Origin of the sequence: Pseudomonas sp. 02C 26, from assembly GCF_002843585.1 — a bacterium.
Classification (GTDB): Bacteria; Pseudomonadota; Gammaproteobacteria; order Pseudomonadales; family Pseudomonadaceae; genus Aquipseudomonas; species Aquipseudomonas shirazensis.
In genome coordinates, this window is record NZ_CP025262.1 from 932,969 (window position 1) to 959,729 (window position 26,761).

The window sequence follows — 26,761 nt, forward strand, 5'->3', positions numbered from 1 at the left end:
TGCTTACAGCCGTGGATAGTCGATATAGCCCACCGCGCCACCGCCATAGAACCCCTCCGGCCGCGCCTCGTTCAACGGCGCATCGGCGGCCAAACGTGCTGGCAGGTCCGGGTTGGCAATGAACGGCACGCCAAACGCCACGGCATCGGCCAGGCCACCGGCAAGGGCAGCGTTGGCGCTGGCCTTGTCGAAGCGTTCGTTGACGATGTACGGCCCACCGAATGCTTGCTTGATCTGCGCGCCGAGGCTGTCGTCGGCGAGTTTTTCCCGCGAGCAGATAAACGCGATACCGCGTTTGCCCAGTTCGCGGGCGACGTAGGTGAAGGTCTCGGCGCGGTCAGCATCGCCCATGTCATGGGCATCGGCGCGTGGCGCCAGGTGCATGCCGACGCGCTGGGCGCCCCACACTTCGATCACCGCATCGGTCACCTCCAGCAGCAGCCGGGCACGGTTCTCCAGTGAACCGCCGTAGTTGTCGTTGCGCTGGTTGGTGCTGCTTTGCAGAAACTGATCGAGCAGGTAGCCGTTGGCGCCATGAATCTCGACGCCATCAAAGCCCGCCGCCTTGGCGTTCTCGGCACCGATCCGATAGGCCTCGACAATGTCGGCGATCTCTTCGCTTTCCAGTGCCCGCGGGGTTGGGTAGTCGGCCAGCGGACGCACCAGGCTGACATGGCCCTTGGGCTGGATCGCGCTGGGCGCAACCGGCAGTTCACCGTTGAGGTAGCTGGGGTGGGAGATGCGCCCGACGTGCCACAGCTGCAGGAAGATCCGCCCGCCGGCAGCATGCACTGCCTTGGTCAGGCTGTGCCAGCCGCGCACCTGGTCGTTGGACCAGATGCCGGGGGTGTCCGGGTAGCCAACGCCCATTGGCGTCACCGAAGTCGCCTCACTGAGAATCAGCCCGGCGCTGGCGCGCTGCACGTAGTACTCGGTCATCAGCGCATTGGGCACGCGGCCTTCGTCGGCGCGGCAGCGGGTCAGTGGCGCCATGATGATGCGGTTGGGCAACTGCAGGTCACCCAGCAGCAGTGGATCGAATAGCGTAGTCATCGGTTCAGCCTCGCAAAGGTTCAGTTGCCAGCGGTGACCAGCTCGGCATCGTTGCCGCGCTGGTTGAAAGTGATGAGGGTGACGATCAGGGCCAACAGCGCCAGGGCTGCGGCGGCCAGCGGCACGCGGGTCAGGCCCAGACCATGGGCGATCACGCTACCGCCGACCCAGGCGCCGAGGGCGTTGCCCAGGTTGAAGGCGCCGATGTTCAAGGTCGACACCAGGTTCGGTGCAGCCTTGCCGTAGGTGACCACGTTGACCTGTAGTGCCGGCACGGCGGCAAAGGCAGCTGTGGCCCACAGGAACAGGGTGATTTCAGCGGGTATCACGGCGCTGCTGGTCCAGCTGAACACCGTCGAGATCACCGCCATGGCCACAAACACGCCAATCAGAGTTGCGCCCAGACGGCGGTCGGCGAGCTTGCCGCCGATGATGTTGCCCAGGGTCAGGCCAAGGCCGATCAGCAGCAAGGTCCAGGTCACGCCGCTGGGCGAAACCCCGGTGACGTCACCCAACAGCGGCGCGACATAAGTGAAGAGGGCGAACATCGAGGCCGAGAACAGCACGGTCATGCTCAGTGACAACCAGATACCGGCCCCTTTCAGCGCGGCCAGTTCAGCGCGCATGTCGACCGCCTCTTCGTCACGTTGCAGCGGCAGGTAGCGGATCAGGCCGGTCAGCGCGATCACACCGATCACGGTCACTGCCCAGAAGGTCGAACGCCAGCCGGCGACCTGGCCCAGCGCAGTCCCCAGCGGCACGCCGAGCACGTTGGCCAGGGTCAGGCCGGTGAACATCAAGGCTACGGCGGAGGCGCGGCGATCGGCCGGTACCAGGCTGGCGGCGACCACCGAACCGATGCCGAAGAAGGCCCCATGGCACAGCGCGGTGACTACACGGGCGAACATCAACAGGTTGTAGTCAGCGGCGACGGCGCACAACAGGTTGCCGACGATGAACACGCCCATCAGCGTGACCAGCGCGGCCTTGCGTGGCAGGCGGGCGGTGGCCAGGGCCATGAACGGTGCGCCGATGGCGACGCCCAGGGCATAGCCGGTAACCAGCCAGCCAGCACCAGGGATAGACACGCCGAGGTCGCTCGCCACTTCGGGCAGCAGGCCCATGATGACGAATTCGGTGGTGCCGATGGCGAAGGCGCTCAGCGCCAGCATCAAGAGTGGAAGGGGCATCGCTGAATCCTCGTCAGAGCGTTTCGCTCAGTTGCTTGAGAAACGCCTGGATCGCGTCCTCGTTGCGTTTGAAAAAGTGCCACTGGCCGATTTTCTGGCTGCTGATCAGGCCTGCGCGTTGCAGGGTGGCCAGGTGGGCCGACACGGTGGATTGCGAGAGGCCGCAGCGTTGGTCGATCTGGCCGGCGCAGACACCGTGCTCGATGCTGTGCTGTTGATCGGGGAACTGGGTGGCCGGGTCCTTGAGCCAGCCGAGGATTTCGCGGCGGACTGGGTGGGACAGGGCTTTGATGGTTTCGTCGAGGTCCAGGGGCATGGGGGAGGCTCTTGGGGTAGGGCGCTATATCGCGATAGGACGAAATATAAATCGGTATTTCGCGATATACAAATATGATGTTGGTCTTAGCTCGGGTCAAATCGCTATATCGGGTTATAACGATATTGGGGGTCAGCAAAACACCACAACAAGGAGATAAGCCCGCAGCCAGCTATCCATCATCCCAAGCCGACCCACCCGCAGAAACCCTATACTGTCCCGATGAACTACCTAGCCCACCTCCACCTAGGCGGCCAACAGCCGCAACAACTACTCGGCAGCCTATACGGCGATTTCGTCAAAGGCACCCTGCACGGCCGTTTCCCGCCCACCCTGGAAGCTGCCATCCAGCTCCACCGCTCGATCGACAGCTACACCGACAGCCACCCCATAGTGCTAGCCGCACTGGCCCGTTTCCCGCGGGAGCGGCGGCGCTACGCCGGAATCGTGCTCGACGTATTTTTCGACCATTGCCTGGCGCACCACTGGCACGACTACGCCGCCCAGCCGCTGACCGAGTTTACCCAGCGCTTTTACCAGGTCCTGCTCGCCGAGCCCGAGCTGCCAGGCCGGCTCGCGCATATCGCTCCGATGATGGCCGCGGACGACTGGCTGTCCGCGTACGGCGATTTCGCTACGCTGGAGTACGTGTTCCGAGGTATAGGCCGGCGCCTGTCGCGCCCCGAAGGCTTGGCGGGAGTAATGCCCGAACTGGAGGCGCTGTACCAGCCGTTGCTGGAAGACTTCAGAGCGTTTTATCCACAGCTGCAGGCGTTCGCCAGCGCCCGCTGGCCCCGCTGATCAAGCCGCTCGCGCTTGCCGGCGTGGGGCCAACTCGGCTTGCTCGTGCCCGAACAGGGCGCCATGAATGGCTTGTTGTGCCTGAAACGCTAGCTGCGCGCGCTCCTTGCCGACGCTGCTGATCGGCGCCAGCAACTGAATGCGTACCTGCCCACGCGGTTGGGCAAACAAGCGCAGCAGGTGTGAAACCAGGTCGTCATCGCCAACGAAAGGTGCAATTGGATCAACCTCACCACTGCGCCAGTACTGAATCGCCACCGGTTGCAGTGGGGTAGCGCCATCGATGGCGCCGGCCAGCAGGCGGCCGTGGAAGGTGCGCAGGCTGCGGCCATCGGTAGTGGTGCCTTCCGGGAAGATCAACAGCGGCAGGGCGTCGCCCAATTGCTGGCTGATCTGCTCGCGCAGGCCTTGGGCGTCACCACCACCGCGGCGGATGAACAGCGTCCCGGCCTGCTCGGCAAGCCAGCCGGCCAGCGGCCAGTGACGGACTTCGGCCTTGGACAGAAACGATAGCGGGGTGAGCATGCCGAGCAGCGGAATGTCGGTCCATGACACATGATTGCCGACCCACAGCATCGGCCGCTGCGGCAGCTCGCCGAGCACCTCGACCTGAAATGGCAGCGCGCCGACCAAGCGCTGCATGTACCAGCGGCTCCAGCGCTGGCGCAGAGCCAGCGACACCGGCACACGCAGACGCTGGCCAAGCGCGGTAACGCTGGCCATGGTCATGCCGATCAGCAGCACCCACAGCAAACGTGCCAGGCGGGCGGCGACCCGCAGCCTCAGCATCACACCGCTGCCTTGAAGTGGCGGGCGTAGCGCGGGCAGAGGTCGTCGCGTTTGAGCAGGATGAACACGTCGGCGACCTGGAAGTCCTCGTCCCAGCACGGTTCGCCGCAGATCTTCGCGCCCAGGCGCATGTAGGCCTTGAGCAGCGGGGGCATTTCGGCAATCACGTTGTTCGGCAGGGCCAGAGTCGGCAGCGGTTTTTTCGGCTCGGCGCGCAGGTTTTCGGTGCACAGGTAGCGTTCACGCAGGCGCTGCATGATCGCGTGGGCCTGCACGCCGCCATCCTGCATGGGGATGCTCGCGCAGCCCATCAGGTAGCTGTAGCTGCCTTCGTTGAGCACCTCGGCCAGCTCGCCCCAGAGCACGGCGATGGTGCCGCCGTTGCGATAGGCCGGGTCGACGCAGGTGCGGCCCAGTTCAAGGATCGGCCCCTGCAATTGCAGCAGGCCGTGCAGGCTGAACTCTTCTTCGCTGTAGAAACGCCCGAGGCTGCTCGCGGCTTGGTGGTCGAGCAAGCGGGTGGTGGCAACCAGGCGGCCAGTGCTCAGGTCACGCACGCCGATATGGCGGCAGTGGATATCGAAATCGTCCATGTCCAGGCCCTGTTCGGCGCCCTTGAGCTTGGCCATGAGTTCACCGCTGAACACCTTGAAACGCAGGGCCTGGGCTTCTTGCAGGGCCGCAGCGCCTAGCAGGCGCTCGGCTTGCAGACGGCGTTCAGTGCTGGTGTCGCCTGAGCGAGCGATCTGGGTCATTGCGAGTCTCCATTGGCCAACCATGTGCGGGGCTGCCGGTCGGCTTTGTTGTGCAGGGTCAGCCTAGGTAGGGGGGGTGTCACCTCGGTGAATCTTTGGTGATGCTTGCGTGACAGCCACCGCTGGCCGTACCTGAGGGGCCGCGAGACTGCTGCTTGCTGCACCGAAGGCGGGCGGGTAATGTTCACGGCTTTGTTTCACGGAATTTCCCATGCCCATGCTTGCCCGTCTGCTTCCCGCCCTGTTCCTGGCGTTGTGCCTGCCCGCTCATGCCAATTGGCACCTGGACGGTGAGTCTTCGCGCTTGTCGTTCGTCACCGGCAAAAACGGCGAGATCACCGAAGTGCATCGCTTTCTGGTGCTGCACGGCAGCGTCGATCGCAAGGGCGCAGCCGGCCTGCGGATCGAGATGGATTCGGTCAGCAGTGGTATCCCGCTGCGTGACGAGCGCATGCGCGATGGCCTGTTCGAGGTCGACCAGTTCCCCGAAGCGAAGGTCAAGGCGCAGATCGACCTGCGCCCGATCGACAACCTCGCCAACGGCGCGCAGATCGAATTGCGCCTGCCGCTGACCGTCACCCTGCACGGCCACTCGCACAGCTACAACGCATTGCTGATGGCCACGCGCCTGGACGAGCGGCGCTTTCAGGTGGTGACCCTTGAACCGTTGATCCTGCGCGCCGCTGACTATGGCCTGCTGCCTGGGCTCGAGAGCCTGCGCAAGTTCGCCAAGCTGAAGTCCATCAACCCCTCGGTACCGGTCAATGCGGTGCTGATCTTCAACGCCCGCTGATATGCCAGGGCCGGTCTTTCCTTGGCGCGACGGTAATCATTTCGAGCTGCTGATCGACGGCCCCGATTTCTTCCCGCGGATGTTGCACCTGATTGCCGAGGCCGAGCGCCAGGTCGATCTGGAGCTGTATCTGGTCGAGGCCGGCACGTGCGCCGAGGCAGTGGTCAGTGTGCTGGAGCAGGCCGCCCGGCGCGGCGTGCAGGTGCGCTGCCTGTTTGATGACTACGGCTCGCTGGCCTTCACCACGGCGCTGCGACAGCGCTTGCTTGGCGCCGGTGTGCAGTTGAGCTGGTACAACCGCCTGCACTGGCGCCGCGGCGTGCGCAATCTGTACCGCGATCACCGCAAGATTCTCCTGGTCGACAGCCGCTGGGCGGTAGTCGGCGGCACGGGCGTCACCGATGAGTTCTGGCAGCCGCAGGCCGAGCGCAGCGAATGGCATGAAGTGATGGTGCAGATCCAGGGACCGGTGGTCAGCGACTGGCAGCTGTTGTTCGATCGCCAATGGCATGCCAATGACCGTCGCACCGCCTGGCGACCGCCAGCTGGGTTCGGTCTGCCACGCCTGCCCAAAGTGCCGGTGCAAGGGCAGGGCATGGGCCGGGTGGCTTACGCCGATGCCCGGCAACACCGCGACATCCTGCATTCGCTGGTGCGTGCCCTGAACAGCGGGCAGCAGCGCATCTGGCTGGCGACGCCGTATTTTTTGCCGACCTGGAGTGTGCGCCGTTCTCTGCGTCGGGCTGCTTCGCGCGGCATCGACGTGCGCCTGCTGCTGACCGGGCCGCGCACCGACCACCCCTCGGTGCGCTACGCCGGGCACCGCTATTACCCACGCTTGCTGCGCGCTGGCGTGCGCATCTTTGAATACCAGCCATGCTTCCTGCACCTGAAGATGGTCGTGGTCGATGACTGGGTCAGCGTCGGTTCGTGCAACTTCGATCACTGGAACCTGCGCTTCAACCTGGAGGCCAACATCGAAGCGCTCGACCCCAGCCTGACCGCAGCAGTCAGCGCCAGTTTCGAGCGCGACTTTGCCCTCAGCGAGGAGGTCGATCTGGCCCACTGGAACGCGCGGCCGTTGTGGCGGCGAGTCAAGCAACGGATCTGGGGCTGGATGGACCGGCTGGTGGCCAACCTGCTGGATCGGCGCAATTGAGATGAACGGCGCATATCGGTAAGCGCCGAAGCGGTCTATCGTGCTCTGATTGATCCCAGGCTAGGCGAGGAGCGGTGGCGATGACAGGCAAGAAGATTCTCATGCTGGTAGGCGACTATGTCGAAGACTACGAAGCGATGGTGCCGTTCCAGGCGCTGAGCATGGTCGGCCACACCGTGCATGCGGTGTGCCCGGAGAAAATCGCGGGGCAGACGGTGCGTACCGCTATCCACGACTTCGAAGGCGAGCAGACCTACAGCGAAAAACCCGGGCACAACTTTGCCCTCAACTTCGACTTCGTCCAGGCCCGCGCCGAAAGCTACGACGCCTTGCTGATCCCGGGCGGCCGCGCACCTGAGTACCTGCGCCTGAACGAGCAGGTGCTGGCGCTGGTGCGGGCTTTCGACGAGGCGCGCAAGCCGATTGCCGCGGTGTGCCATGGCGCCCAGCTGCTGGCCGCGGCAGGCGTGCTGCGTGGCCGCGAGTGCAGCGCGTACCCTGCCTGCGCGCCGGAAGTGCGTCTGGCCGGAGGTACTTTCATCGATATCGCGGTGGATCAGGCCCACGTCGAGGGCAATCTAGTTACCGCGCCGGCATGGCCGGCGCATCCCGCCTGGCTGGCAGCGTTCCTGAAAGTGCTGGGCACTCGGATTTCTTGAATCGGCCGCTGTGCTGGGGGCGAGGCTGACAGCAAAAAGCGGCAGTTATGTAGGAAATATCCTTTTAGCAGTGGCTATTGTCCGCAAAACCCAGCGCCTGGCGTATCATTAGCCCCCTAACGGCAACCCCAAAACCAGGACCGCTCGCGCATGCTCGCCCTTCTTATCCAGACGCTGAACATCACTGCACCGGTGTTCGCCATGCTGTTCATGGGCGTATTGCTCAAACGTTTGCACCTGATCGACGACAACTTCACCAAGGTTGCCTCGACGCTGGTGTTCAACGTGTGCATGCCGGCGCTGCTGTTCCTTGGCATCTACCATGCCGATCTGGATGCAGCGATCAAACCCGGTGTGCTGGTCTACTTCACCGCAATTACCCTGATCGGCTTCGCCTTGTCCTGGGGCCTGGCGATCTGGCGCGCGCCGCTGGCCGAGCGCGGCATCTACACCCAGGGGGCTTTTCGCGGCAACAACGGCGTTATTGGCCTGGCCCTGGCGGCCAGCCTGTACGGTGATTACGGCATTTCGCTGGGCGCGGTGCTCGCCGGCCTGGTGATCCTCCTGTACAACTCGCTGTCGGCGGTGGTGCTGGCGGTGTACAGCCCGGACCTCAAGTCCGATCCGTGGAGCATCTGCAAAAGTGTTTTCAGCAACCCGCTGATCATCAGCGTGCTGCTCGCCACACCCATGGCCTACGCCCAGGTGCCGCTGCCGAACTGGCTGCTGACCTCGGGCGACTATCTGGCGCAGATGACCCTGCCACTGGCGCTGATCTGCATTGGCGGCACCTTGTCGCTGGCTGCGCTGCGCGACAGCGGCAAGTTGGCGGTGGATGTCAGCCTGGTGAAGATGGTCTGGTTGCCGCTGATTGGCACCCTCGGCGCCTGGCTGTGTGGTTTCCGCGGTGCCGAGCTGGGCATCCTGTTCCTGTACATCGGCAGCCCTACCGCTGCCGCCAGCTATGTCATGGCCCGCGCGGCCAATGCCAATCATCAGTTAGCGGCGGCGATCATCGTCATCACGACCCTGATGGCGGCGATTACCACCAATATCGGCATCTTCATCTTGCAGTGGGGCGGCTGGATCTAGATCCTTGCTGCCTGAACAGAACAACAACAGCAACAACGCTGCCACCTGACCTAAGGACACTCCATGCAAGACCAGAACTCGCCCGAGCGGTTACAGCGCGGCCTGAAAAATCGCCATATCCAGCTGATCGCGCTGGGCGGGGCCATCGGCACCGGGCTGTTCCTGGGCATTGCCCAGACCATCCAGATGGCCGGCCCATCGGTGTTGCTCGGTTATGCCATTGCCGGCCTGATGGCCTTCCTGATCATGCGTCAGCTTGGCGAAATGGTGGTGGAAGAGCCGGTTGCCGGCAGCTTCAGCCACTTCGCCCATAAATACTGGAGCGAGTTCGCCGGCTTTGTCTCGGGCTGGAACTACTGGGTGGTCTATGTGCTGGTAGGCATGGCCGAGCTGACCGCAGTCGGCATCTATGTGCAGTACTGGTGGCCGGACTTCCCGACCTGGGCCACGGCAGCGATCTTCTTTGTGGTGATCAACCTGATCAACCTGACTCAGGTCAAAGTCTACGGCGAGATGGAGTTCTGGTTCGCTCTGGTCAAAATAGTGGCGATTGTCAGCATGATCGGCTTTGGCGCCTGGTTGCTCACCAGCGGCCAGGGTGGCCCGGATGCCAGCGTCGCCAACCTGTGGCAATACGGTGGCTTCTTCCCCAATGGCGTCGGCGGTTTGATCATGGCTCTGGCGGTGATCATGTTCTCGTTCGGCGGCCTGGAGCTGGTCGGTATCACCGCCGCCGAGGCGGAAAACCCGCGGGTGAGCATTCCCAAGGCGACCAACCAGGTGGTGTACCGCATCCTGATCTTCTACATCGGTGCGCTGGCGATCTTGCTGTCGCTGTACCCGTGGCAGAAGGTGGTGCAGGGCGGCAGCCCGTTCGTGATGATCTTCCATGAGCTGGACAGCAACCTGGTCGCGACCATCCTCAACGTAGTGGTACTGACCGCGGCGCTGTCGGTGTACAACAGCTGCGTGTACGCCAACAGCCGCATGCTGTTCGGCCTGGCCAGCCAGGGCGATGCACCGCGTCAATTGCTCAAGGTCAGCCGTCGCGGCGTGCCGCTGACCGCGCTGGGTGTGTCGGCAGCGGCCACCGGTTTGTGCGTGGTGATCAACTACCTGATGCCGGGCGAAGCCTTCGGCCTGTTGATGGCGCTGGCGGTATCAGCGCTGGTGATCAACTGGGCAAGCATCAGCATCACCCACCTGAAATTCCGCAAGGCCAAGATCGCTGCCGGCGAAACGCCGTTCTACCGCAGCTGGGGTCATCCGATCACCAACTACCTGTGCCTGGCGTTCATCGTGCTGATCCTGGTGGTGATGTACCTGACTCCGCCGATCCGCATCTCGGTGATGCTGATCCCGCTGTGGATTGCCGCACTGGGCATTGCGTTCAAGCTCAAGAAGCAGCGTCAGGCCAAGCGCTGAGGTGTTTGCTGCAAGGCCTGCACGGCTAAACCTGCGCAGGCCTCAGTGCTGGCGCCGCCAGGCGCGCACGGTGGTGTAGAGCAGCGTCAGGGCGAGCAGCGGCAGCACGTAGAACAGCATCAGTTTCTCCAGCTTGCCCGCCAACGGCATGCCGGTGGTGAAGGTCACCACATGCAGGCCGTAGGCCAGGTACAGGCAGAGAAATACCAGTCCCTCGGCGCGGGTGACGCGGTAGCCGGAGTAGAACACCGGAAGGCTCAGGCAGGCGACGCCGAGCATTACCGGCAAATCAAAGGCCAGCGCATTCGGTGAGATCGACAGCGGGGCAGGGGTGACCAGCGCGGTCGCACCCAGCACCGCCAGCAAATTGAACAGGTTGCTGCCGATCACCGTACCTACCGCCACTTCGCGCTCACCGCGCAGCGCCGCAACCAGCGCAGCGGCAAGCTCCGGCAACGAGGTGCAGACGGCGACTACGGTCAGCCCAATGATCCGTTCCGACAGGCCAAGGTCAGTGGCCACTTCCACTGCGGCTTCCAGCAGCAGATGGCCGCCAATGCTGAGCAATACCAGGCCCAACGCGGTCTGCCCCACAGCACCGCTCCAGAAGCGCAGGCGGCTGACCTCGAGGGCATTCGGTGCCGGATAAGTACGCGCGTAGTGGCGCGATTGGTGCCAGAGGATCAACAGATAACCGAGCAGCCCGAGCAGTAACAGCGCGCCTTCGAAGCGGCCCAGCTGGCCGTTGGCCGCGAGCAGGTAGACCAAGGCGCTGGCGGCCACCATCAACGGGATGTCCAGACGCACCAGTTGGCGCGACACGCGCAGCGGGATGATCAGCGCGGTAAAGCCGAGAATCACCAGCACATTGAAGATGTTGCTGCCGATCACGCTGCCGACAGCGACGTCAGGCGCACCTTGATAGGCCGCTTGCAGGCTGACAGTCAATTGCGGCGCGGTACTGCCGAAGGCAACCAGGCTCAAACCGATTATCAGCGGCCGCACATGCAGGCGCGTGGCCAGGCGCAGGGCGGCGCGCACCAGCAGTTCGGCGCCGAGCACCAGCAGAACAAGGCCCACAGCCAATTGCAGTAGGCTGAAGGTGGGTAGGGTGGCGAGGTCGAAAATGGTCAGGCTCCCGTTGGCTCAGTCGCTCAGACCTTGTACCCGCACTCGCGCGGTTCCGCTACGGATCATGCCGATTTTTTCTGCGGCCGCGCGGGACAGATCGATCAAACGGCCACGGCTGTGTGGTCCGCGGTCATTGATGCGCACCACGACGCTGCGCTGGTTGGCCAAGTTGGTGACCAGCACCCGGCTGCCAAAAGCGAGGCTGCGGTGGGCGGCGGTAAGGCCGTGCTGGTTGAAGGGCTCGCCACTGGCGGTCCGTTTGCCATGGTGGCGCGAACCGTAATAGGAGGCGGTGCCGGTCTTGTCGTAACCGCTAGGGTCGATATCGTGGCTGGCGCAGCCGGCCAGCAGGGAGAAAAGCGCAAGTGCGCCAAGGGTATGCCGCATGCTCGCGTACGCTCCGCAAAGAATGAGTTGCGCGGTGCACGGCCATGGCTGGCCGCGCACCGCGCAGGGCTTAGCCTTCGAGCTTAGCCTTGAGCAGTTGGTTCACCTGCCCCGGGTTGGCCTTGCCTTTGGAGGCTTTCATCGCCTGGCCGACGAAGAAGCCGAACATCTTGCCGCGCTTGGCTTCATCGGCGCCGCGGTACTGTTCGACCTGCTCGGCATTGGCTGCCAGCATTTCGTCGAGCATGGTCTCGATTGCACCACTGTCGGTGACCTGCTTGAGGCCCTTGCTGTCGATGATGCTGTCGGCGTCGCCTTCGCCTGCGGCCATCGCTTCGAACACGGTCTTGGCAATCTTGCCGCTGATGGTGTTGTCGCGAATACGCAGGAGCATGCCGCCCAGTTGCTCGGCGCTGACCGGCGCCTGGTCGATCTCGACACCGAGCTTGTTGAGCAGGCTGCCCAGCTCGACCATGACCCAGTTGGCGGCGAGCTTGGCGTCGCCACCAATGCGCACCACGGCCTCGAAGTAGTCGGCCTGTTCGCGGCTGGCGGCCAGCACGTTGGCGTCGTAGGCCGACAGGCCGTACTGGCTCTGGAAGCGTTCGACCTTTTGCGGTGGCAGCTCTGGCAGGCTGGCGCGGATGCTCTCGAGCAGGCTGCTCTCGATCACCACCGGCAGCAGGTCAGGGTCGGGGAAGTAACGGTAGTCGTTGGCTTCCTCCTTGCTGCGCATGGAGCGGGTCTCGTCCTTGTTCGGATCGTACAGGCGGGTTTCCTGGATGACCCGGCCGCCGTCTTCGATCAGCTCGATCTGGCGCTGGATTTCGCTGTTGATGGCGCGCTCGATGAAGCGGAACGAGTTGACGTTCTTGATCTCGCAGCGAGTGCCGAACTCGACCTGACCCTTCGGCCGGATCGACACGTTGCAGTCGCAACGCAGCGAACCTTCGGCCATGTTGCCGTCGCAGATGCCCAGGTAACGCACCAGCGCGTGGATCGCCTTGACGTAGGCCACGGCTTCCTTGGCGCTGCGCATGTCCGGCTCGGAGACGATCTCCAGCAACGGGGTGCCGGCCCGGTTGAGGTCGATGCCGCTGGCGCCATTGAAGTCTTCGTGCAGGCTTTTGCCGGCGTCTTCTTCAAGGTGCGCACGGGTGATGCCGACGCGCTTGATGGTGCCGTCTTCAAGGGCGATGTCGAGGTGCCCCTTGCCGACGATCGGCAGGTCCATCTGGCTGATCTGATAGCCCTTGGGCAGGTCAGGGTAGAAGTAGTTCTTGCGCGCGAACACGTTGCGCGGGCCGATCTCGGCTTCGATGGCCAGGCCGAACATGCACGCCATGCGCACGGCTTCCTGGTTGAGCACCGGCAGTACGCCAGGCATGCCCAGGTCGATCAGGCTGGCCTGGGTGTTCGGCTCGGAGCCGAAGGTGGTAGCGCTGCCGGAGAAAATCTTCGACTGGGTGGCGAGCTGGGTATGAATCTCCAGCCCGATCACAACTTCCCATTGCATGTGTGAATTCCTCAGAAGCCGGTAGGGGCGCGGGTGTGCCAGTCGGTGACTTGCTGGTAGCGGTGCGCGACGTTGAGCAGGCGGCCTTCCTGAAAGTACGGCGCCAGCAGTTGCACGCCGACGGGCAGGCCGTCGACGAAACCGGCTGGCATCGACAAGCCGGGCAGGCCGGCCAGGTTGGCGGTGATCGTGTAGACGTCTTCGAGGTAGGCGGAGACCGGGTCGTTGCTCTTGGCGCCAAGTTTCCAGGCCGGGTTGGGCGTGGTTGGGCCGAGAATCAGGTCGACGTCTTCGAACGCTGCCATGAAGTCGTTCTTGATCAGGCGGCGAATCTTCTGTGCCTGCAGGTAGTAGGCGTCGTAGTAACCGGCCGACAGCGCGTAGGCGCCAACCATGATCCGACGCTGTACTTCAACGCCGAAACCTTCACCGCGCGAGCGCTTGTAGAGGTCGGTGAGATCCTTCGGATCCTCGCAGCGATAGCCAAAGCGCACGCCATCAAAGCGCGACAGGTTGGACGAGGCTTCAGCGGGGGCGATCACGTAGTACGCCGGGATGGCGTGTTGCATGTTCGGCAGGCTGATCTGCTTGACCACCGCGCCGAGCTGCTCCAGTTCTTTGACGCTGGCATGCACCAGGTCGGCGATGCGCGAGTCGAGGCCGGCACCGAAGTACTCCTTCGGCAGGCCGATGCGCAGGCCTTGCAGCGGCGCGTTGAGGTCGGCGCTGTAATCAGGCACTGGCTCGTCGATGCAGGTCGAGTCCTTGGCGTCGAAGCCGGCCATGCCTTGCAGGAGCAGGGCGCAGTCTTCGGCAGTACGGGCCATCGGGCCGCCCTGATCGAGGCTCGATGCATAGGCGATCATGCCCCAGCGCGAAACACGACCGTAGGTCGGTTTCAGGCCGGTCAGGTTGGTCAGCGCCGCCGGCTGGCGGATCGAGCCGCCGGTATCGGTACCGGTTGCCACCGGTAGCAGGCGTGCCGCCACGGCTGCCGCCGAACCACCGGACGAACCGCCCGGCACGTGTTCGAGGTTCCACGGGTTCTTCACCGGGCCGTAGTGGCTGGATTCGTTGGCTGAACCCATGGCGAATTCGTCCATGTTGGTCTTGCCCAGAGTGACCATACCGGCCTCGGCCAGCTTGCTGACCACGGTGGCGTCATACGGTGCGGTGAAGTTGTCGAGCATCTTCGAGCCGCAGCTGGTGCGTACGCCCTGGGTGCAGAACAGGTCCTTGTGGGCGATCGGCGCGCCCAGCAGAGGGCCGGTTTCGCCAGCGGCGCGACGGGCGTCGGCAGCGCGCGCCTGATCCAGCGCGCGTTCTTCGGTGACGCTGATGAAGCTGTTCAGTTGCGGATCGAGTTGCTTGATCCGGCCCAGCAGGCTCTGGGTCAGTTCTTCGGATGAAAACGACTTGTCGGCGAGTCCGCGGGCGATCTCGGCCAGGGTCAATTGATGCATGGCAGGTGCTTTCCCTTACTCGATGACTTTTGGAACCAGGTACAGACCGTTTTCGGTCGACGGGGCGATGGCTTGATACGCGTCACGCTGGTTGCTTTCGGTAACCTGGTCGGGGCGCAGACGTTGGCTGGCCTCCAGGGGGTGGGCGAGCGGTTCGATACCGCTGGTGTCGACAGCTTGCATCTGGTCGACCAACCCGAGGATGCTGTTCAAGGCATCGGTGATGCGCGGCAGTTCGCCTTCATTCAGCCCCAGTCGGGCCAGATGGGCGATCTTTTCCACGTCGGAGCGTTGCAGCGCCATGGGGAATCTCCAGAAAAACCAAACGGAATTAGTTCCGCGATGAGGAACATGCCGGCATTTTGGCGGTCATACAGCCGCGATCATCTGCAGGCTTGCTCGGAAAAACTGCCAATTTAACATATTGGCTCCTTGCCCAAAATCCCTGCCATTGTTAGAGTTTGCCGCACTTTTTTACCCACGCTTTCCCCAGGGTCACTTTCCCATGTTCAAGAAACTGCGTGGCATGTTTTCCAGCGATCTGTCTATCGACCTGGGTACTGCCAACACCCTTATTTACGTGCGTGAGCGCGGTATCGTCCTGAATGAGCCCTCGGTTGTTGCCATCCGTACCCACGGCAACCAGAAAAGCGTCGTCGCCGTCGGGACTGAAGCCAAACGTATGCTGGGCCGTACGCCCGGCAACATTGCAGCCATTCGTCCGATGAAAGACGGCGTCATCGCCGACTTCAGCGTTTGTGAAAAAATGTTGCAGTACTTCATCAACAAGGTTCACGAAAACAGCTTCCTGCAGCCCAGCCCACGTGTGCTGATCTGCGTGCCGTGCAAATCGACCCAGGTCGAGCGCCGCGCCATCCGTGAATCGGCGCTGGGCGCCGGTGCACGTGAAGTGTTCCTGATCGAGGAGCCAATGGCTGCGGCCATCGGTGCCGGCCTGCCGGTCGAAGAAGCGCGTGGCTCGATGGTCGTCGATATCGGTGGTGGTACCACTGAAATCGCGCTGATCTCGCTCAACGGTGTGGTCTACGCCGAATCGGTACGGGTTGGCGGCGATCGCTTCGACGAAGCCATCGTTACCTACGTGCGCCGCAACTACGGCAGCCTGATCGGTGAATCCACTGCCGAGCGCATCAAACAGGAAATCGGCACCGCCTACCCAGGTGGTGAAGTACGTGAAGTCGACGTACGTGGCCGTAACCTGGCCGAAGGTGTACCGCGTGCCTTTACCCTGAACTCCAACGAAGTGCTCGAAGCGCTGCAGGAATCCCTGGCGACCATCGTCCAGGCGGTCAAGAGCGCCCTTGAGCAGTCGCCGCCGGAACTGGCCTCGGACATCGCTGAGCGCGGTCTGGTGCTGACCGGTGGTGGCGCGCTGCTGCGCGACCTCGACAAGCTGCTGGCGCAGGAAACCGGCCTGCCGGTGATCGTCGCCGAAGACCCGCTGACCTGTGTGGCTCGTGGCGGTGGTCGTGCGTTGGAAATGATGGACAAACACGCAATGGATCTGCTCTCGAGCGAGTGATTCACGGCGCTGTTCAACGTCCGGTAATGATCGCCTGGTTTACAGGTAGCATTCGCAGTGCTACCTGTATGCGCTGGGTTGGCGTCCGTGGGGCGCTGTTTCCGTCAATTCGCAGCAGGCCGGTGCTCCGCTTCATGTCCAGTCACCTCCTGAATCGTCGTCCACGAGGAACGGCCCATTAAACCGCTTTTCTCCAAGGGCCCTTCGCTGGGCGTTCGTCTGCTGGTACTGGTGGTGCTCTCGGTTGCCTTGATGGTGGTCGACTCGCGCTTCGCCCTGCTCAAACCAGTGCGTAGCCAGATGGGCCTGGTGCTGATGGAGTCGTATTGGCTCACAGACCTCCCGCAGCGCGTATTTCAGGGTGTCGCCAGCCAGTTCGGCAGCCGCACCGAGCTTGCCGCCGAGAACGAAAAACTCAAGACCGAAGCCCTGCTGTTGCAGGGGCGCCTGCAGAAGCTGGCGGCCCTGACCGAGCAGAACGTGCGCCTGCGCGAGTTGCTCAACTCGTCGGCGCTGGTCAATGAGAAGGTTGAAGTGGCCGAGCTGATCGGCGTCGACCCCAATCCGTTCACCCACCGTATCCTGATCAACAAGGGCGAGCGCGACGGCGTCTTCCTCGGCCAGCCGGTGCTCGATGCCCGCGGCCTGATGGGCCAGGTGGTCGAGCTGATGCCTTACACCTCGCGGGTATTGCTGCTCACCGACTCCACCCACAGCATTCCGGTGCAGGTCAACCGCAACGGCTTGCGCGCCATCGCCAGTGGTACCGGTAACCCGGAGCGGCTTGAGCTGCGCCATGTTGCCGACACTGCCGATGTCAAAGAGGGCGACTTGCTGGTGAGCTCGGGCATGGGTCAGCGCTTCCCGGCCGGTTACCCGGTGGCCACGGTCAACGAAGTGATCCACGATTCCGGTCAGCCGTTCGCGATCGTGCGCGCCATTCCTACTGCGGCGCTCAACCGCAGCCGCTATATGCTGCTTGTGTTCAGCGACCGCCGCACCCCGGAGCAGCGTGCGACCGAGGCAGCCATGGCCCAAGAGGAAGCTGATCGGCAGGGTACGGCGCAGCCGCCAGCCGCAGCTGCTACCGAGCAAGCCACGCCTGCTGCCAGCGCGCCAGCAAGCACTGCGCCCGCCACCCCGGCTGCTCCTGCGGCAACGCCAGCGGCACCCGTCAATCCGGCTGCGACGCCTGCTGCGTCGCCCAGCCAACCGCGGAGGCAATGATGGCCAGTTCGCGCAGTAGAAACGGTTGGGTCATCTGGCTCAGCTTCGCCATCGGCCTGTTGCTCAGCGTCTCGCCGATGCCGCAGTTCATGGAAGTGTTCCGGCCGATGTGGCTGGCCCTGCTGGTGTCATTCTGGGTACTCAACGTACCGAACAAGGTCGGCATGACCACCGCCTTCGTGCTGGGCCTGGCAGAGGATGTGCTGTACGGCACCCTGCTGGGGCAGAACGCGCTGATCCTGACCCTGATCGCCTTCCTGGTGCTGTCGTTGCAGCAGCGCCTGCGCATGTTCCCGCTGTGGCAGCAGAGCCTGGTGATCCTGGTAATCTTCGGCATCGCTCAGTTGATCCAGTTGTGGCTCAGTGCCCTGACCGGCAATCGCCTGCCGACCCTGGCGCTGGTGTGGTCGGCAGTCATCAGTGCGCTGCTCTGGCCGTGGATCAGCTTTGCCTTGCGCGACCTGCGCCGCCGCCTGCACATCAACTGACCGGCATCGCCGCGCCTGACAGGGATATGTCCACATGAAGCCACTCTATCTCGCCTCTGGCTCGCCGCGTCGTCGTGAACTGTTGACCCAGATTGGCGTGCCGTTCACCACCGTCAGCGCACCCATCGATGAAACCCCGCTTGCCGACGAAAACGCCGAGGCTTATGTCGAGCGCCTGGCTCGCGCCAAGGCAGCTGCCGGACTGGCCCATGTCACGGGTGCTGGTGTGGTACTCGGCGCCGATACTGCGGTGGTGCTTGATGGGCGCATTCTCGGCAAGCCTGAAAACCGCGAACACGGCCTGGCTATGCTCGCTGAGCTGGCTGGGCGCGAGCATCAGGTACTTACCGCAGTTGCTCTGGATGATGGCCAGCAGGTCCGCAGCCTGTGCGTCGCCAGCACCGTACGTTTTCGCTCGATCAGCCCTGACGAGGCCAGCCGCTATTGGGCCAGCGGCGAGCCGCTGGACAAAGCCGGCGGCTATGCCATCCAGGGTTTGGCCGCGATTTTTGTCACCGCACTGAGCGGCAGCTATTCGGCCGTGGTCGGCCTGCCGCTCAGTGAAACCGCCGATTTGCTCGGCCAGTTCGGCATCCCCTGCTGGCAACTGCCAGCAGCTCAGGCAGAGGGTTGAACGCAGCGCTAGCCAGGGATCGGTCAGCGATCCATCATAACCCCAGACCTTTGATGAGAACCTGCCATGAGTGAAGAGATCCTGATCAACATCACGCCGATGGAATCGCGCGTGGCAGTGGTTGAAAACGGTGTTCTGCAGGAGGTGCATGTCGAGCGCACCCTGCGCCGCGGTATCGTTGGCAATATCTACAAAGGCAAGGTGGTGCGGGTTCTGCCGGGCATGCAGGCCGCCTTCGTCGATATCGGCCTGGACCGCGCGGCGTTCATTCATGCCTCGGAGATTTCCCAGCGCGAAGGCTCGGCGGTCGAGACCATCACTGCGCTGGTGCATGAAGGCCAGTCACTGGTGGTGCAGGTCACCAAGGATCCGATCGGCACCAAGGGCGCGCGGCTGACTACTCAGCTGTCGATTCCGTCGCGCTATCTGGTGTACATGCCGCGTAGCAGTCACGTCGGTATTTCGCTGAAGATCGAGGATGAAGCCGAACGCGAGCGCCTCAAGCAGGTGGTCAACAGCTGCATCGAGCAGGAAAACGTCAAGGACGCCGGCGGCTTCATCCTGCGTACCGCTGCCGAAGGCGCTCGCCAGGACGACATCCTCCAGGACATCCGCTACCTGCGCCGGCTGTGGGAGCAGATCGCCAGCCAGATCCAGACCTGCGGTGCACCGACAGTCATTTACGAAGACCTCGGCCTGGCGCTGCGGACCTTGCGTGACCTGGTCAACCACAAGATCGAGAAAATCCGCATCGACTCGCGGGAAACCTTCCAGAAAACCACGCAGTTCGTCGGTGAACTGATGCCGGAGATTGCCGACCGCCTCGAACACTATCCGGGCGAGCGGCCGATCTTCGACCTGTATGGTGTCGAAGACGAAATCCAGCGTGCGCTCGAGCGCAAGGTGCCGCTCAAGTCTGGTGGCTACCTGGTGGTCGATCCGGCCGAGGCGATGACCACCATCGACGTCAATACTGGCGCCTTCGTCGGCCATCGCAACCTCGAAGAAACCATCTTCAAGACCAACCTCGAGGCGGCCACGGCGATCGCCCGCCAGCTGCGCCTGCGCAACATCGGCGGGATCATCATCATCGACTTCATCGACATGGAAGACCAAGAGCACCAACGCCAGGTGCTGCGCACCCTGGAAAAACAGCTCGAACGTGATCACGCCAAGACCAACATCATCGGCATCACCGAGCTGGGTCTGGTGCAGATGACCCGCAAGCGCACCCGCGAGAGCCTTGAGCAAGTCTTGTGCGAGCCGTGCGCCGGCTGCCAGGGCCGCGGCAAGCTGAAAACCGCCGAAACCATCTGCTACGAAATCTTCCGCGAGATCCTCCGTGAAGCGCGGGCTTATCAGGCCGAGGGCTACCGTGTGCTGGCCAACCAGAAGGTGGTCGATCGTCTGCTCGATGAAGAGTCCGGCAACGTTGCTGAGCTGGAAGCGTTCATCGGCCGCACCATCCGCTTCCAGGTCGAGACCATGTACTCCCAGGAACAATACGATGTGGTGCTCCTCTGACGCGTCCTGAAAACCATCGCCGGTTGGCGAAAGTCGCGCTTGCAGCCATAGTTAAAGCACGTTTTGGAGGGCCATGGCCATGGAGCGTCTGACCCGCGTTCTGAGCGCCTTGACCCGTTGGGGGCTGGGCTTGTGTGCCTTGCTGGCGGTGCTGGTGGCGCTGTATGCGAGCATCGGCCGGCAACTGGTGCCGCTGGTGGCAGAGTATCGCGCCGACGTTGAGAGCAAGGCTGAGCAGGCCCTCGGCCTGCCGGTACATATCGGCGCACTGGAAGGCCGCTGGAGTGGCCTGGCACCGGTGCTGCGTGTGCGTGATCTGCAGCTGGGCGAGGGCGCCGATGCGCTGCGCCTGGATGACGTCAAGGCCGTGCCTGATCTGTGGGCCAGCCTCAAGGCCCGCGAAGTGCGCCTGGCGCGCATCCAGCTGGGCGGCCTGCAGTTGATTCTGCGCGAGGACGAGCAGGGCTCCTGGGCGCTGGAAGGCCTGCCCAAGCAGAACGACACCCCGCTCGACCCGGCGCAGTTGCTGCAGCGCTTGCAGCAGCTGGGGCGGATCGACGTATTCGATAGCCAGGTCACACTGCACCCCTGGCAGCGCGATCCCCTGACCCTGACTTACGTCAGCGTTGGCTTGCAGGCCGGCGCCTCGCGCCAGGCGCTGGATGCACGGGCGACCCTGCCCGATGGGCAGCCACTGGCGCTCAATCTGCGTAGCCGGGCCACGGCTGATGACTGGCGCGATGGTTCCCTGGACGGCTACCTGAGCCTGCCGCAAAGCGACTGGTCGCACTGGCTGCCACCCAAGCTGCTTGGCCAGTGGCGCGCCGAAGCGCTGCGTGCGGGCGGCGAATTCTGGGTAGGTGTGCGCAAGGGCCAGTTGCAGCACGCAAGCGTGCGCCTCAACGCGCCGCACCTGCGCGGTGCCTACAACAGCCGCAAGCCCGTCAGCCTGGATGACCTTGCCTTGTCCGCCTGGCTGCAGCGTGGTGAGGACGGTTACCAGCTAGTGCTCGACTCGCTGGCGGCCAGCATCGGCAAGCAGCGTTGGGAAACCCACCTGCAAGCCCGACAGCACAGCGCTTCGACACCTCTCGAAGAATGCTGGCAGGTCCAGGCCGACACCCTCGACCTGACCCCTCTGACCCCCTTGATCAATGCTTTGGCGCCGTTGCCGGACAACCTCATGGCGGTGGTCGACGGGCTCAAGGTGACCGGCGCGCTGCATAACGTGAAGCTGGATATCCGGCCCAAGGCCGAAGGTGATCAGCGCCTGCAGTTTGCCGCCAACCTGGACCGCATCGGCTTCAACGCCTACCACGGTGCGCCGGCGGCGGGGAACGTCAGCGGCAGCATCAGCGGCGACCTCGGTCATGGCGAGTTGCGCCTGGATACAGATGCGTTCATGCTGCATCTGTATCCGATCTTCGCCAAACCCTGGCATTACCAGAAAGCCAATGCTTTGCTCACCTGGCGCCTTGATCAGGAGGGCTTCACCCTGATCGCACCGTACCTCAAGGTACTTGGCGAAGAAGGCAAGATCGCCGGCGACTTCCTGATCCGCCTGCTTTTCGAGGAAGGCCGCGAAGACTACATGGACCTGCGCGTCGGCCTGACCGAAGGCGATGGTCGCTACACCGCCAAATATCTGCCCGAAGTCCTTAGCCCGGCCCTCGATGAATGGCTGCGCAGTGCCATCGTCAAGGGCGCTGTGGATGAGGGCTACTTCCAGTATCAGGGTTCGCTGAACCACGATGCCACCCCCGAAGCGCGCAGTATCAGCCTGTTCTTCAAGGTGCGTGACGCGGCGCTGGACTTCCAGCCCGGCTGGCCTCAGGTGCAGCAGGTGGCCGGCGATGTGCTGATCGAAGACAGCGGCGTGCGCATCAAGGCCCGGCAAGGCCTGTTGCTCGACACCAAGGTCAGCGATGTCACGGTGAACATCCCCCACGTTGACGCTGGCCAGGACAGCCATCTGTACCTGACCGGCAACTTCGCCGGCCCGCTCGGCGATGGCCTGAAGATCCTCCAGGAGGCGCCGATCGGCACTGCTGATATTTTCGCTGGCTGGGAAGGTGAAGGCCCGCTCAACGGCAAGCTCAACCTCGATATCCCAATGGCACACGGCAAGCTACCCAAGGTCAAGGTCGACTTCAGCACCGCTGATGCGCGCCTCAAGGTCGCGCCGCCGGAGCTGCAACTGAGCAAGCTCAAGGGCGATTTCACCTTCGACCTGGACAAGGGCCTGAGCGGCAACAACATCAGCCTGCAGGCCTTTGGCAAACCGGTCACCGCGCAAATCGTCGCCGAGGGCCAGCCCGGTCAGATGCAGACCCGCATCAATGCCTCTGGCCAGGTCGCGTTGAAGACCTTGACCGACTGGCTGCAGGTCAAGCAGGCCTTGCCTGCCAGCGGCGAGATTCCCTATCAGCTGCAGCTGAGCCTGGGCAGCCGGGACAATCGCCTGACCGTCGATTCTTCGCTCAAAGGCCTCAGCATCGACTTGCCGGCGCCCTTTGCCAAGGCTGCCCAGGATACCCGTGACAGCCGCTTCAGCATGACCCTGCAAGGTAACGAGCGACGCTTCGATGCCCGTTATGGGGACAGCACACGCTTCGCCTACGCAGCGCCCGGCGGCAAGCTTGACCAAGGCCGCGGCGAGCTGCTGCTGGGCGCGGGCGAGCCACAACTGCCTAGTGGCAAGGGCCTGCGCGTGCGTGGCCGGCTCGACACGCTCGATCTTGAAGCGTGGCAGCAGCAGGCACAGCGCCTGGCTGGCGATGACCCCGGTGGCAGTGCCCGGCAGACCCTGCAAAGCGTCGATCTGAGCATCGGCCAGATACAAGCTTTCGGCACCCAATTGAACCAGGCCGTGGTCCGCCTGGCCCGTGTCGCCAGTGCCTGGGACCTGCGCCTGGACAGCCGCGAGGTGATCGGCAACGCACGCATTCCGGATGCCAAGGCGCAGCCCATGGTGGTCAAACTGCAGAGCCTGCGCCTGCCACCGGCCGATCCAGCGCAAGCGCAGAACGACAATGCCCCCGACCCGCTGGCCAGTTTCGACCCGCGCAAGGTCCCTGCGCTGGACCTGAGCATCGACAAGCTGTATAGCGGTGATGACCTGTTCGGTTCGGTAGCGCTGAAATTGCGACCGACCCCGCGCGGCGTGTCTTTCAATGGCGTCGACCTGCTGATCAAGGGCCTGCACATCGACGGTAATGGCGCCTGGGAAGGTCTGCCGGGCAGCACTGCGAGCTGGTACAAGGGCCGCCTGGATGGCAAGAACCTGGCCGATGTGCTGCAGGGCTTTGGCTTTGCGCCAACGGTAACCAGCCGCGACTTCCATCTGGATGTCGATGGCCGCTGGCCTGGCTCGCCGGCCTGGATCGACACCAAGCGCTTCTCCGGCAGCCTCGATGCGTCGTTGCGCAGTGGTCAGTTCGTCGAGGTCGAGGGCGGCGCCCAGGCGTTGCGCGTGTTCGGCCTGCTCAACTTCAACTCGATCGGTCGGCGCCTGCGCCTGGACTTCTCCGACCTGTTCGAGAAGGGGCTTGGCTATGACCGGGTCAAGGGCCTGCTGGTGGCCAGTGAAGGCGTTTACGTGACCCGTGAGCCGATTACCGTCACCGGGCCGTCCAGCAACTTCGAGCTCGATGGCACCATGGACATGGTGCGTGATCGCATCGCTGCCAACCTCCAGGTCACCCTGCCGGTCACCAACAACCTGCCGTTGGCGGCGTTGATCGTCGGCGCGCCGGCCATTGGTGGTGCGCTGTTTCTGGTCGATCAATTGATTGGTGATCGAATTTCGCGCTTTGCCAGCGTGCACTATCGCGTCGATGGCTCGTGGAAAGAGCCTAAGATCACCTTTGTGAAACCTTTCGAAAAGTCTCGCTAGGAGTGCCGATGAAAGCAGCGGTGATTCAGATGGTCAGCCAGGACGATGTGATGGCCAACCTGCAGCGGGCCGGTGTATTGCTCGAGCAAGCCGCTGCCGCCGGCGCGCGGCTCGCCGTGCTGCCGGAAAACTTCGCTGCCATGGGCCGGCGCGATGCCGCTGCGATCGGCCTGGCCGAGGCGCGTGGCGAAGGGCCGATCCTGCCATGGTTGAAACGCACCGCTCGCGCCCTCAAGTTATGGATAGTTGCCGGCACCTTGCCGTTGCCCCCGCTCGGCCAGCCGGACGCCAAGGCGCATGCCTGTTCGCTGCTGATCGACGAGCACGGTGAGGTGGTCGCACGCTACGACAAGCTGCACCTGTTCGATGTCGATGTGGCCGACAACCGCGGTCGTTACCGTGAATCGGATGACTATGCCCACGGCAGCCAGGTGGTGGTGGCCGACACGCCGCTGGGCAAGGTAGGCCTGTCGGTCTGTTATGACCTGCGCTTCCCTGAACTGTACAGTGCACTGAGGGCGGCCGGCGCGGAGTTGATCACGGCCCCCGCAGCATTTACTGCGGTGACCGGTGCGGCGCATTGGGAGGTACTGATTCGCGCCCGAGCCATCGAAACCCAATGCTATCTGTTGGCGGCGGCCCAGGGCGGAATCCACCCCGGCCCCCGCGAAACCCACGGTCAGGCGGCGATCGTCGACCCCTGGGGGCGCATCATCGCCCAGCAGGCTCGCGGTGAAGCGGTGCTGCTGGCCGAGCGCGACATAGATCAACAAGCGTCCATCCGGGCGCGGATGCCGGTGATTACGCACCGGCGCTTTTTCTCGCAGGACGCTTTGCGGCCTGCGCACACCTCGGAGTGACTATGAGCCAGATGTTAACCACCGTCAGCGACCAGCTGCTTGCCCCGGGCGGACTGACCCTGGACAGCCTGCAGGCTGTACTGGGCGAGTTGGCCGGGCCCGGCATCGATGCTGCCGATCTGTACTTCCAGGGCCAGATTTCTGAAACCTGGGCGCTGGAAGACGGCATCGTCAAAGAAGGCAGCTTCAACCTCGACCAAGGCGTTGGCGTGCGCGCCCTGTCTGGTGAGAAAACCGGCTTCGCCTACAGCAATGCGATCAACCTCGAAGCCCTGACCTCGGCCGCACGCGCCGCCCGGTCGATCTCGCGTGCCGGCCAGAACGGCACGGTGCAGGCGTTTCGCAGCCAGGATGTGACCCAGCTGTACACCCCGAACAACCCGCTGGATGTGCTCAGCCGTGCCGACAAGGTCGAACTGCTCAAGCGCGTCGACGTCGCCACGCGGGCCCTTGACCCGCGCATCCAGCAGGTCAGCGTGAGCATGGCCGGGGTCTGGGAGCGGATTCTGGTGGCCGCTGCCGATGGCAGCCTGGCTGCCGACGTGCGTCCGCTGGTGCGCTTCAATGTCAGTGTGATCGTCGAGAAGGACGGCCGCCGTGAACGTGGCGGGCAGGGCGGTGGTGGGCGGACCGACTACCGTTTCTTCACCGAGGAGCGGGTCATGGGCTATGCCCGTGAAGCCCTGCGCCAGGCGCTGGTCAACCTCGAAGCCAAGCCGGCGCCGGCCGGCACGTTGCCAGTGGTGCTTGGCCCGGGCTGGTCCGGCGTGCTTCTGCACGAGGCGGTCGGCCATGGCCTGGAAGGCGATTTCAACCGCAAGGGCAGTTCCGCCTACAGCGGGCAGATCGGCCAGAAGGTTGCCTCCAGCCTGTGCACCATCGTCGATGACGGCACTCTGCAGGATCGTCGCGGCTCGCTCAGCGTCGACGACGAAGGTACGCCAACCGAGTGCACCACGCTGATCGAGAACGGCATCCTCAAAGGCTACATGCAGGACAAGCTCAACGCGCGCCTGATGGGCATGGCAGTGACCGGTAACGGCCGCCGCGAATCCTACGCGCACCTGCCGATGCCGCGTATGACCAACACCTACATGCGCGCAGGCGAGAGCGATCCCGAAGAGATCATCGCTTCGGTCAAGAAGGGCATCTACTGTGCCAACCTGGGCGGTGGCCAGGTCGATATCACCAGCGGCAAGTTCGTCTTCTCCACCAGTGAGGCGTACCTGATCGAAGACGGCAAGATCACCGCGCCGGTCAAGGGGGCGACGTTGATTGGCAATGGGCCGGAGGCGATGAGCCGGGTATCGATGGTCGGTAACGACCTGGCGCTGGACAGCGGCGTCGGTACCTGTGGCAAGGATGGTCAGTCGGTGCCGGTGGGCGTTGGCCAGCCGACCCTGAAGCTGGATGCGATCACCGTCGGCGGTACCGGCGGGTGAGCGTAGTGCGCAGCAAGCGCGCCTCCACCGCGGTGGGGGCGGGCTTGCTGCGCACGAGGCATTACCTAGCGCAGGCCGCGCTGAGCTTCGTCAAGTTCGCGGATGTACTTGAACACCTTGCGCGCAGCAGCCGGCGGCTTGTCCCGGGCTTTTTCGTGCTGGGCATGGCGGATCAACGAGCGCAGTTGCTGACGGTCGGTTTCAGGGTATTCCTGAACAAACCGCTCAAGGTCCTCGTCGTTGCCGTCGACCAGCCGATCGCGCCAGCGCTCAAGGCCGTGAAAGCGTTCGTTGTACTGGCGGGTAGAGCTGTCGAGTTGCTCGATCACCGCAAGAATTGCGTCGGTGTCCTGGTCGCGCATCAGCTTGCCGACGAACGACATATGGCGTTTGCGGGCGATGTGCGCGGTGTGCTTGCTGGCATCGGCCAAGGCCTTGCGCAGCGGGTCGGTCAAGGGCAGGCGCGCCAGGGTGTCAGGCTTGAGCGTCGTCAGGCGCTCGCCGAGTTCAACCAGTGCATGTAGCTCGCGCTTGATCTGGGTTTTGCTTTTTTCGCCATCGAAGGCGTCGTCGTATGAATCAACCATGGTGGCCGTCCGCTAGAAATCGCCGCCATGAT

Annotated in this window: 25 protein-coding genes; 14 read left to right on the top strand and 11 right to left on the bottom strand. The window is 63.6% G+C overall.

Annotated features, from left to right (window positions below; translation table 11 throughout):
* Positions 1-3: 3 nt before the first annotated feature.
* The 3 genes from CXQ80_RS04250 to CXQ80_RS04260 are packed head-to-tail and all read right to left on the bottom strand — an operon-like array spanning position 4 to position 2,559.
* On the bottom strand, positions 4-1,053 hold the full coding sequence (locus CXQ80_RS04250) for an alkene reductase (protein WP_101316789.1): 1,050 nt from the start codon (positions 1,051-1,053) through the stop codon (positions 4-6).
* A gap of 20 nt (positions 1,054-1,073) precedes the next feature.
* On the bottom strand, positions 1,074-2,243 hold the full coding sequence (locus CXQ80_RS04255; protein WP_101316791.1) for an MFS transporter: 1,170 nt from the start codon (positions 2,241-2,243) through the stop codon (positions 1,074-1,076).
* A 13-nt stretch (positions 2,244-2,256) separates the two neighbouring features.
* Positions 2,257-2,559 carry a helix-turn-helix transcriptional regulator gene (locus tag CXQ80_RS04260; RefSeq protein ID WP_101316793.1) on the bottom strand — a complete coding sequence of 101 codons (303 nt, stop codon included), beginning with the start codon at positions 2,557-2,559 and terminating at the stop codon, positions 2,257-2,259.
* A gap of 222 nt (positions 2,560-2,781) precedes the next feature.
* Here CXQ80_RS04260 and CXQ80_RS04265 point away from each other — a divergent pair, with 222 nt between their 5' ends.
* Positions 2,782-3,360, top strand: a complete 579-nt coding sequence (locus tag CXQ80_RS04265; RefSeq protein WP_101316795.1) for an ACP phosphodiesterase — start codon at positions 2,782-2,784, stop codon at positions 3,358-3,360.
* On the opposite strand, the gene CXQ80_RS04270 is transcribed toward CXQ80_RS04265, so the two are convergent.
* Positions 3,361-4,149, bottom strand: a complete 789-nt coding sequence (locus CXQ80_RS04270; protein WP_101316797.1) for a 1-acyl-sn-glycerol-3-phosphate acyltransferase — start codon at positions 4,147-4,149, stop codon at positions 3,361-3,363. It abuts the gene before it with no gap.
* Positions 4,149-4,904: an L-ornithine N(alpha)-acyltransferase gene (olsB, locus tag CXQ80_RS04275; RefSeq protein ID WP_101316799.1), complete on the bottom strand. Its 756-nt coding sequence runs from the start codon at positions 4,902-4,904 to the stop codon at positions 4,149-4,151. The genes CXQ80_RS04270 and olsB overlap by 1 nt, the downstream gene beginning before the upstream one ends.
* Before the next feature lie 211 nt (positions 4,905-5,115).
* On the opposite strand from olsB, the gene CXQ80_RS04280 reads away from it, so the two are divergent.
* The 5 genes from CXQ80_RS04280 (at position 5,116) to CXQ80_RS04300 (ending at position 10,032) form a co-directional block, all read left to right on the top strand.
* A complete protein-coding gene (locus tag CXQ80_RS04280) occupies positions 5,116-5,697 on the top strand; it encodes a YceI family protein (RefSeq protein ID WP_101316802.1) in 582 nt (193 codons plus the stop codon).
* A gap of 1 nt (position 5,698) precedes the next feature.
* Entirely contained in the window at positions 5,699-6,856 is a 1,158-nt protein-coding gene (locus CXQ80_RS04285; protein ID WP_101316804.1) for a phosphatidylserine/phosphatidylglycerophosphate/cardiolipin synthase family protein, read from the top strand.
* 80 nt (positions 6,857-6,936) lie between these two features.
* Entirely contained in the window at positions 6,937-7,515 is a 579-nt protein-coding gene (locus CXQ80_RS04290; protein ID WP_101316806.1) for a DJ-1/PfpI family protein, read from the top strand.
* A 150-nt stretch (positions 7,516-7,665) separates the two neighbouring features.
* On the top strand, positions 7,666-8,607 hold the full coding sequence (locus tag CXQ80_RS04295) for an AEC family transporter (protein WP_101316808.1): 942 nt from the start codon (positions 7,666-7,668) through the stop codon (positions 8,605-8,607).
* Positions 8,608-8,670: 63 nt separating this feature from the next.
* Positions 8,671-10,032, top strand: a complete 1,362-nt coding sequence (locus tag CXQ80_RS04300) for an amino acid permease (protein ID WP_101316810.1) — start codon at positions 8,671-8,673, stop codon at positions 10,030-10,032.
* Between the two features lie 42 nt (positions 10,033-10,074).
* Here the strand turns inward: CXQ80_RS04300 and CXQ80_RS04305 are convergent, their stop codons facing one another.
* The 5 genes from CXQ80_RS04305 to gatC all read right to left on the bottom strand — a co-directional run bounded on the left by CXQ80_RS04305 (position 10,075) and on the right by gatC (position 14,832).
* Complete coding sequence (locus CXQ80_RS04305; RefSeq protein ID WP_101316812.1) at positions 10,075-11,118, bottom strand: calcium/sodium antiporter; 1,044 nt, start codon at positions 11,116-11,118, stop codon at positions 10,075-10,077.
* Positions 11,119-11,178: 60 nt separating this feature from the next.
* Positions 11,179-11,550, bottom strand: coding sequence for a septal ring lytic transglycosylase RlpA family protein (locus tag CXQ80_RS04310; protein ID WP_101316814.1), 372 nt, complete (start codon positions 11,548-11,550; stop codon positions 11,179-11,181).
* Between the two features lie 70 nt (positions 11,551-11,620).
* Complete coding sequence (gatB, locus tag CXQ80_RS04315; protein ID WP_101316816.1) at positions 11,621-13,066, bottom strand: Asp-tRNA(Asn)/Glu-tRNA(Gln) amidotransferase subunit GatB; 1,446 nt, start codon at positions 13,064-13,066, stop codon at positions 11,621-11,623.
* A gap of 11 nt (positions 13,067-13,077) precedes the next feature.
* On the bottom strand, positions 13,078-14,529 hold the full coding sequence (gene gatA, locus CXQ80_RS04320; RefSeq protein ID WP_101316818.1) for an Asp-tRNA(Asn)/Glu-tRNA(Gln) amidotransferase subunit GatA: 1,452 nt from the start codon (positions 14,527-14,529) through the stop codon (positions 13,078-13,080).
* Between the two features lie 15 nt (positions 14,530-14,544).
* Positions 14,545-14,832: an Asp-tRNA(Asn)/Glu-tRNA(Gln) amidotransferase subunit GatC gene (gene gatC, locus CXQ80_RS04325; RefSeq protein ID WP_101316820.1), complete on the bottom strand. Its 288-nt coding sequence runs from the start codon at positions 14,830-14,832 to the stop codon at positions 14,545-14,547.
* 202 nt (positions 14,833-15,034) lie between these two features.
* Here gatC and mreB point away from each other — a divergent pair, with 202 nt between their 5' ends.
* The 8 genes from mreB (at position 15,035) to tldD (ending at position 26,142) form a co-directional block, all read left to right on the top strand.
* Positions 15,035-16,072: a rod shape-determining protein MreB gene (gene mreB, locus CXQ80_RS04330; protein WP_003255163.1), complete on the top strand. Its 1,038-nt coding sequence runs from the start codon at positions 15,035-15,037 to the stop codon at positions 16,070-16,072.
* Between the two features lie 207 nt (positions 16,073-16,279).
* Entirely contained in the window at positions 16,280-17,299 is a 1,020-nt protein-coding gene (mreC, locus tag CXQ80_RS04335) for a rod shape-determining protein MreC (RefSeq protein WP_219855908.1), read from the top strand.
* On the top strand, positions 17,299-17,787 hold the full coding sequence (mreD, locus tag CXQ80_RS04340) for a rod shape-determining protein MreD (protein ID WP_101316824.1): 489 nt from the start codon (positions 17,299-17,301) through the stop codon (positions 17,785-17,787). Before mreC ends, mreD begins: the two co-directional genes overlap by 1 nt.
* Before the next feature lie 34 nt (positions 17,788-17,821).
* Entirely contained in the window at positions 17,822-18,421 is a 600-nt protein-coding gene (locus tag CXQ80_RS04345; protein ID WP_101316826.1) for a nucleoside triphosphate pyrophosphatase, read from the top strand.
* Positions 18,422-18,487: 66 nt separating this feature from the next.
* A complete protein-coding gene (gene rng, locus CXQ80_RS04350; RefSeq protein ID WP_101316828.1) occupies positions 18,488-19,945 on the top strand; it encodes a ribonuclease G in 1,458 nt (485 codons plus the stop codon).
* A gap of 73 nt (positions 19,946-20,018) precedes the next feature.
* The gene (locus tag CXQ80_RS04355) at positions 20,019-23,840 is read left to right on the top strand and encodes a YhdP family protein (protein ID WP_101316830.1); all 3,822 of its coding nucleotides are present in this window, start codon (positions 20,019-20,021) and stop codon (positions 23,838-23,840) included.
* A gap of 8 nt (positions 23,841-23,848) precedes the next feature.
* A complete protein-coding gene (locus CXQ80_RS04360; protein ID WP_101316832.1) occupies positions 23,849-24,700 on the top strand; it encodes a carbon-nitrogen hydrolase family protein in 852 nt (283 codons plus the stop codon).
* A 2-nt stretch (positions 24,701-24,702) separates the two neighbouring features.
* Entirely contained in the window at positions 24,703-26,142 is a 1,440-nt protein-coding gene (gene tldD, locus CXQ80_RS04365) for a metalloprotease TldD (protein WP_101316834.1), read from the top strand.
* 65 nt (positions 26,143-26,207) lie between these two features.
* On the opposite strand, the gene yjgA is transcribed toward tldD, so the two are convergent.
* The gene (gene yjgA / locus CXQ80_RS04370) at positions 26,208-26,729 is read right to left on the bottom strand and encodes a ribosome biogenesis factor YjgA (RefSeq protein ID WP_101316835.1); all 522 of its coding nucleotides are present in this window, start codon (positions 26,727-26,729) and stop codon (positions 26,208-26,210) included.
* Positions 26,730-26,761 lie beyond the last annotated feature (32 nt).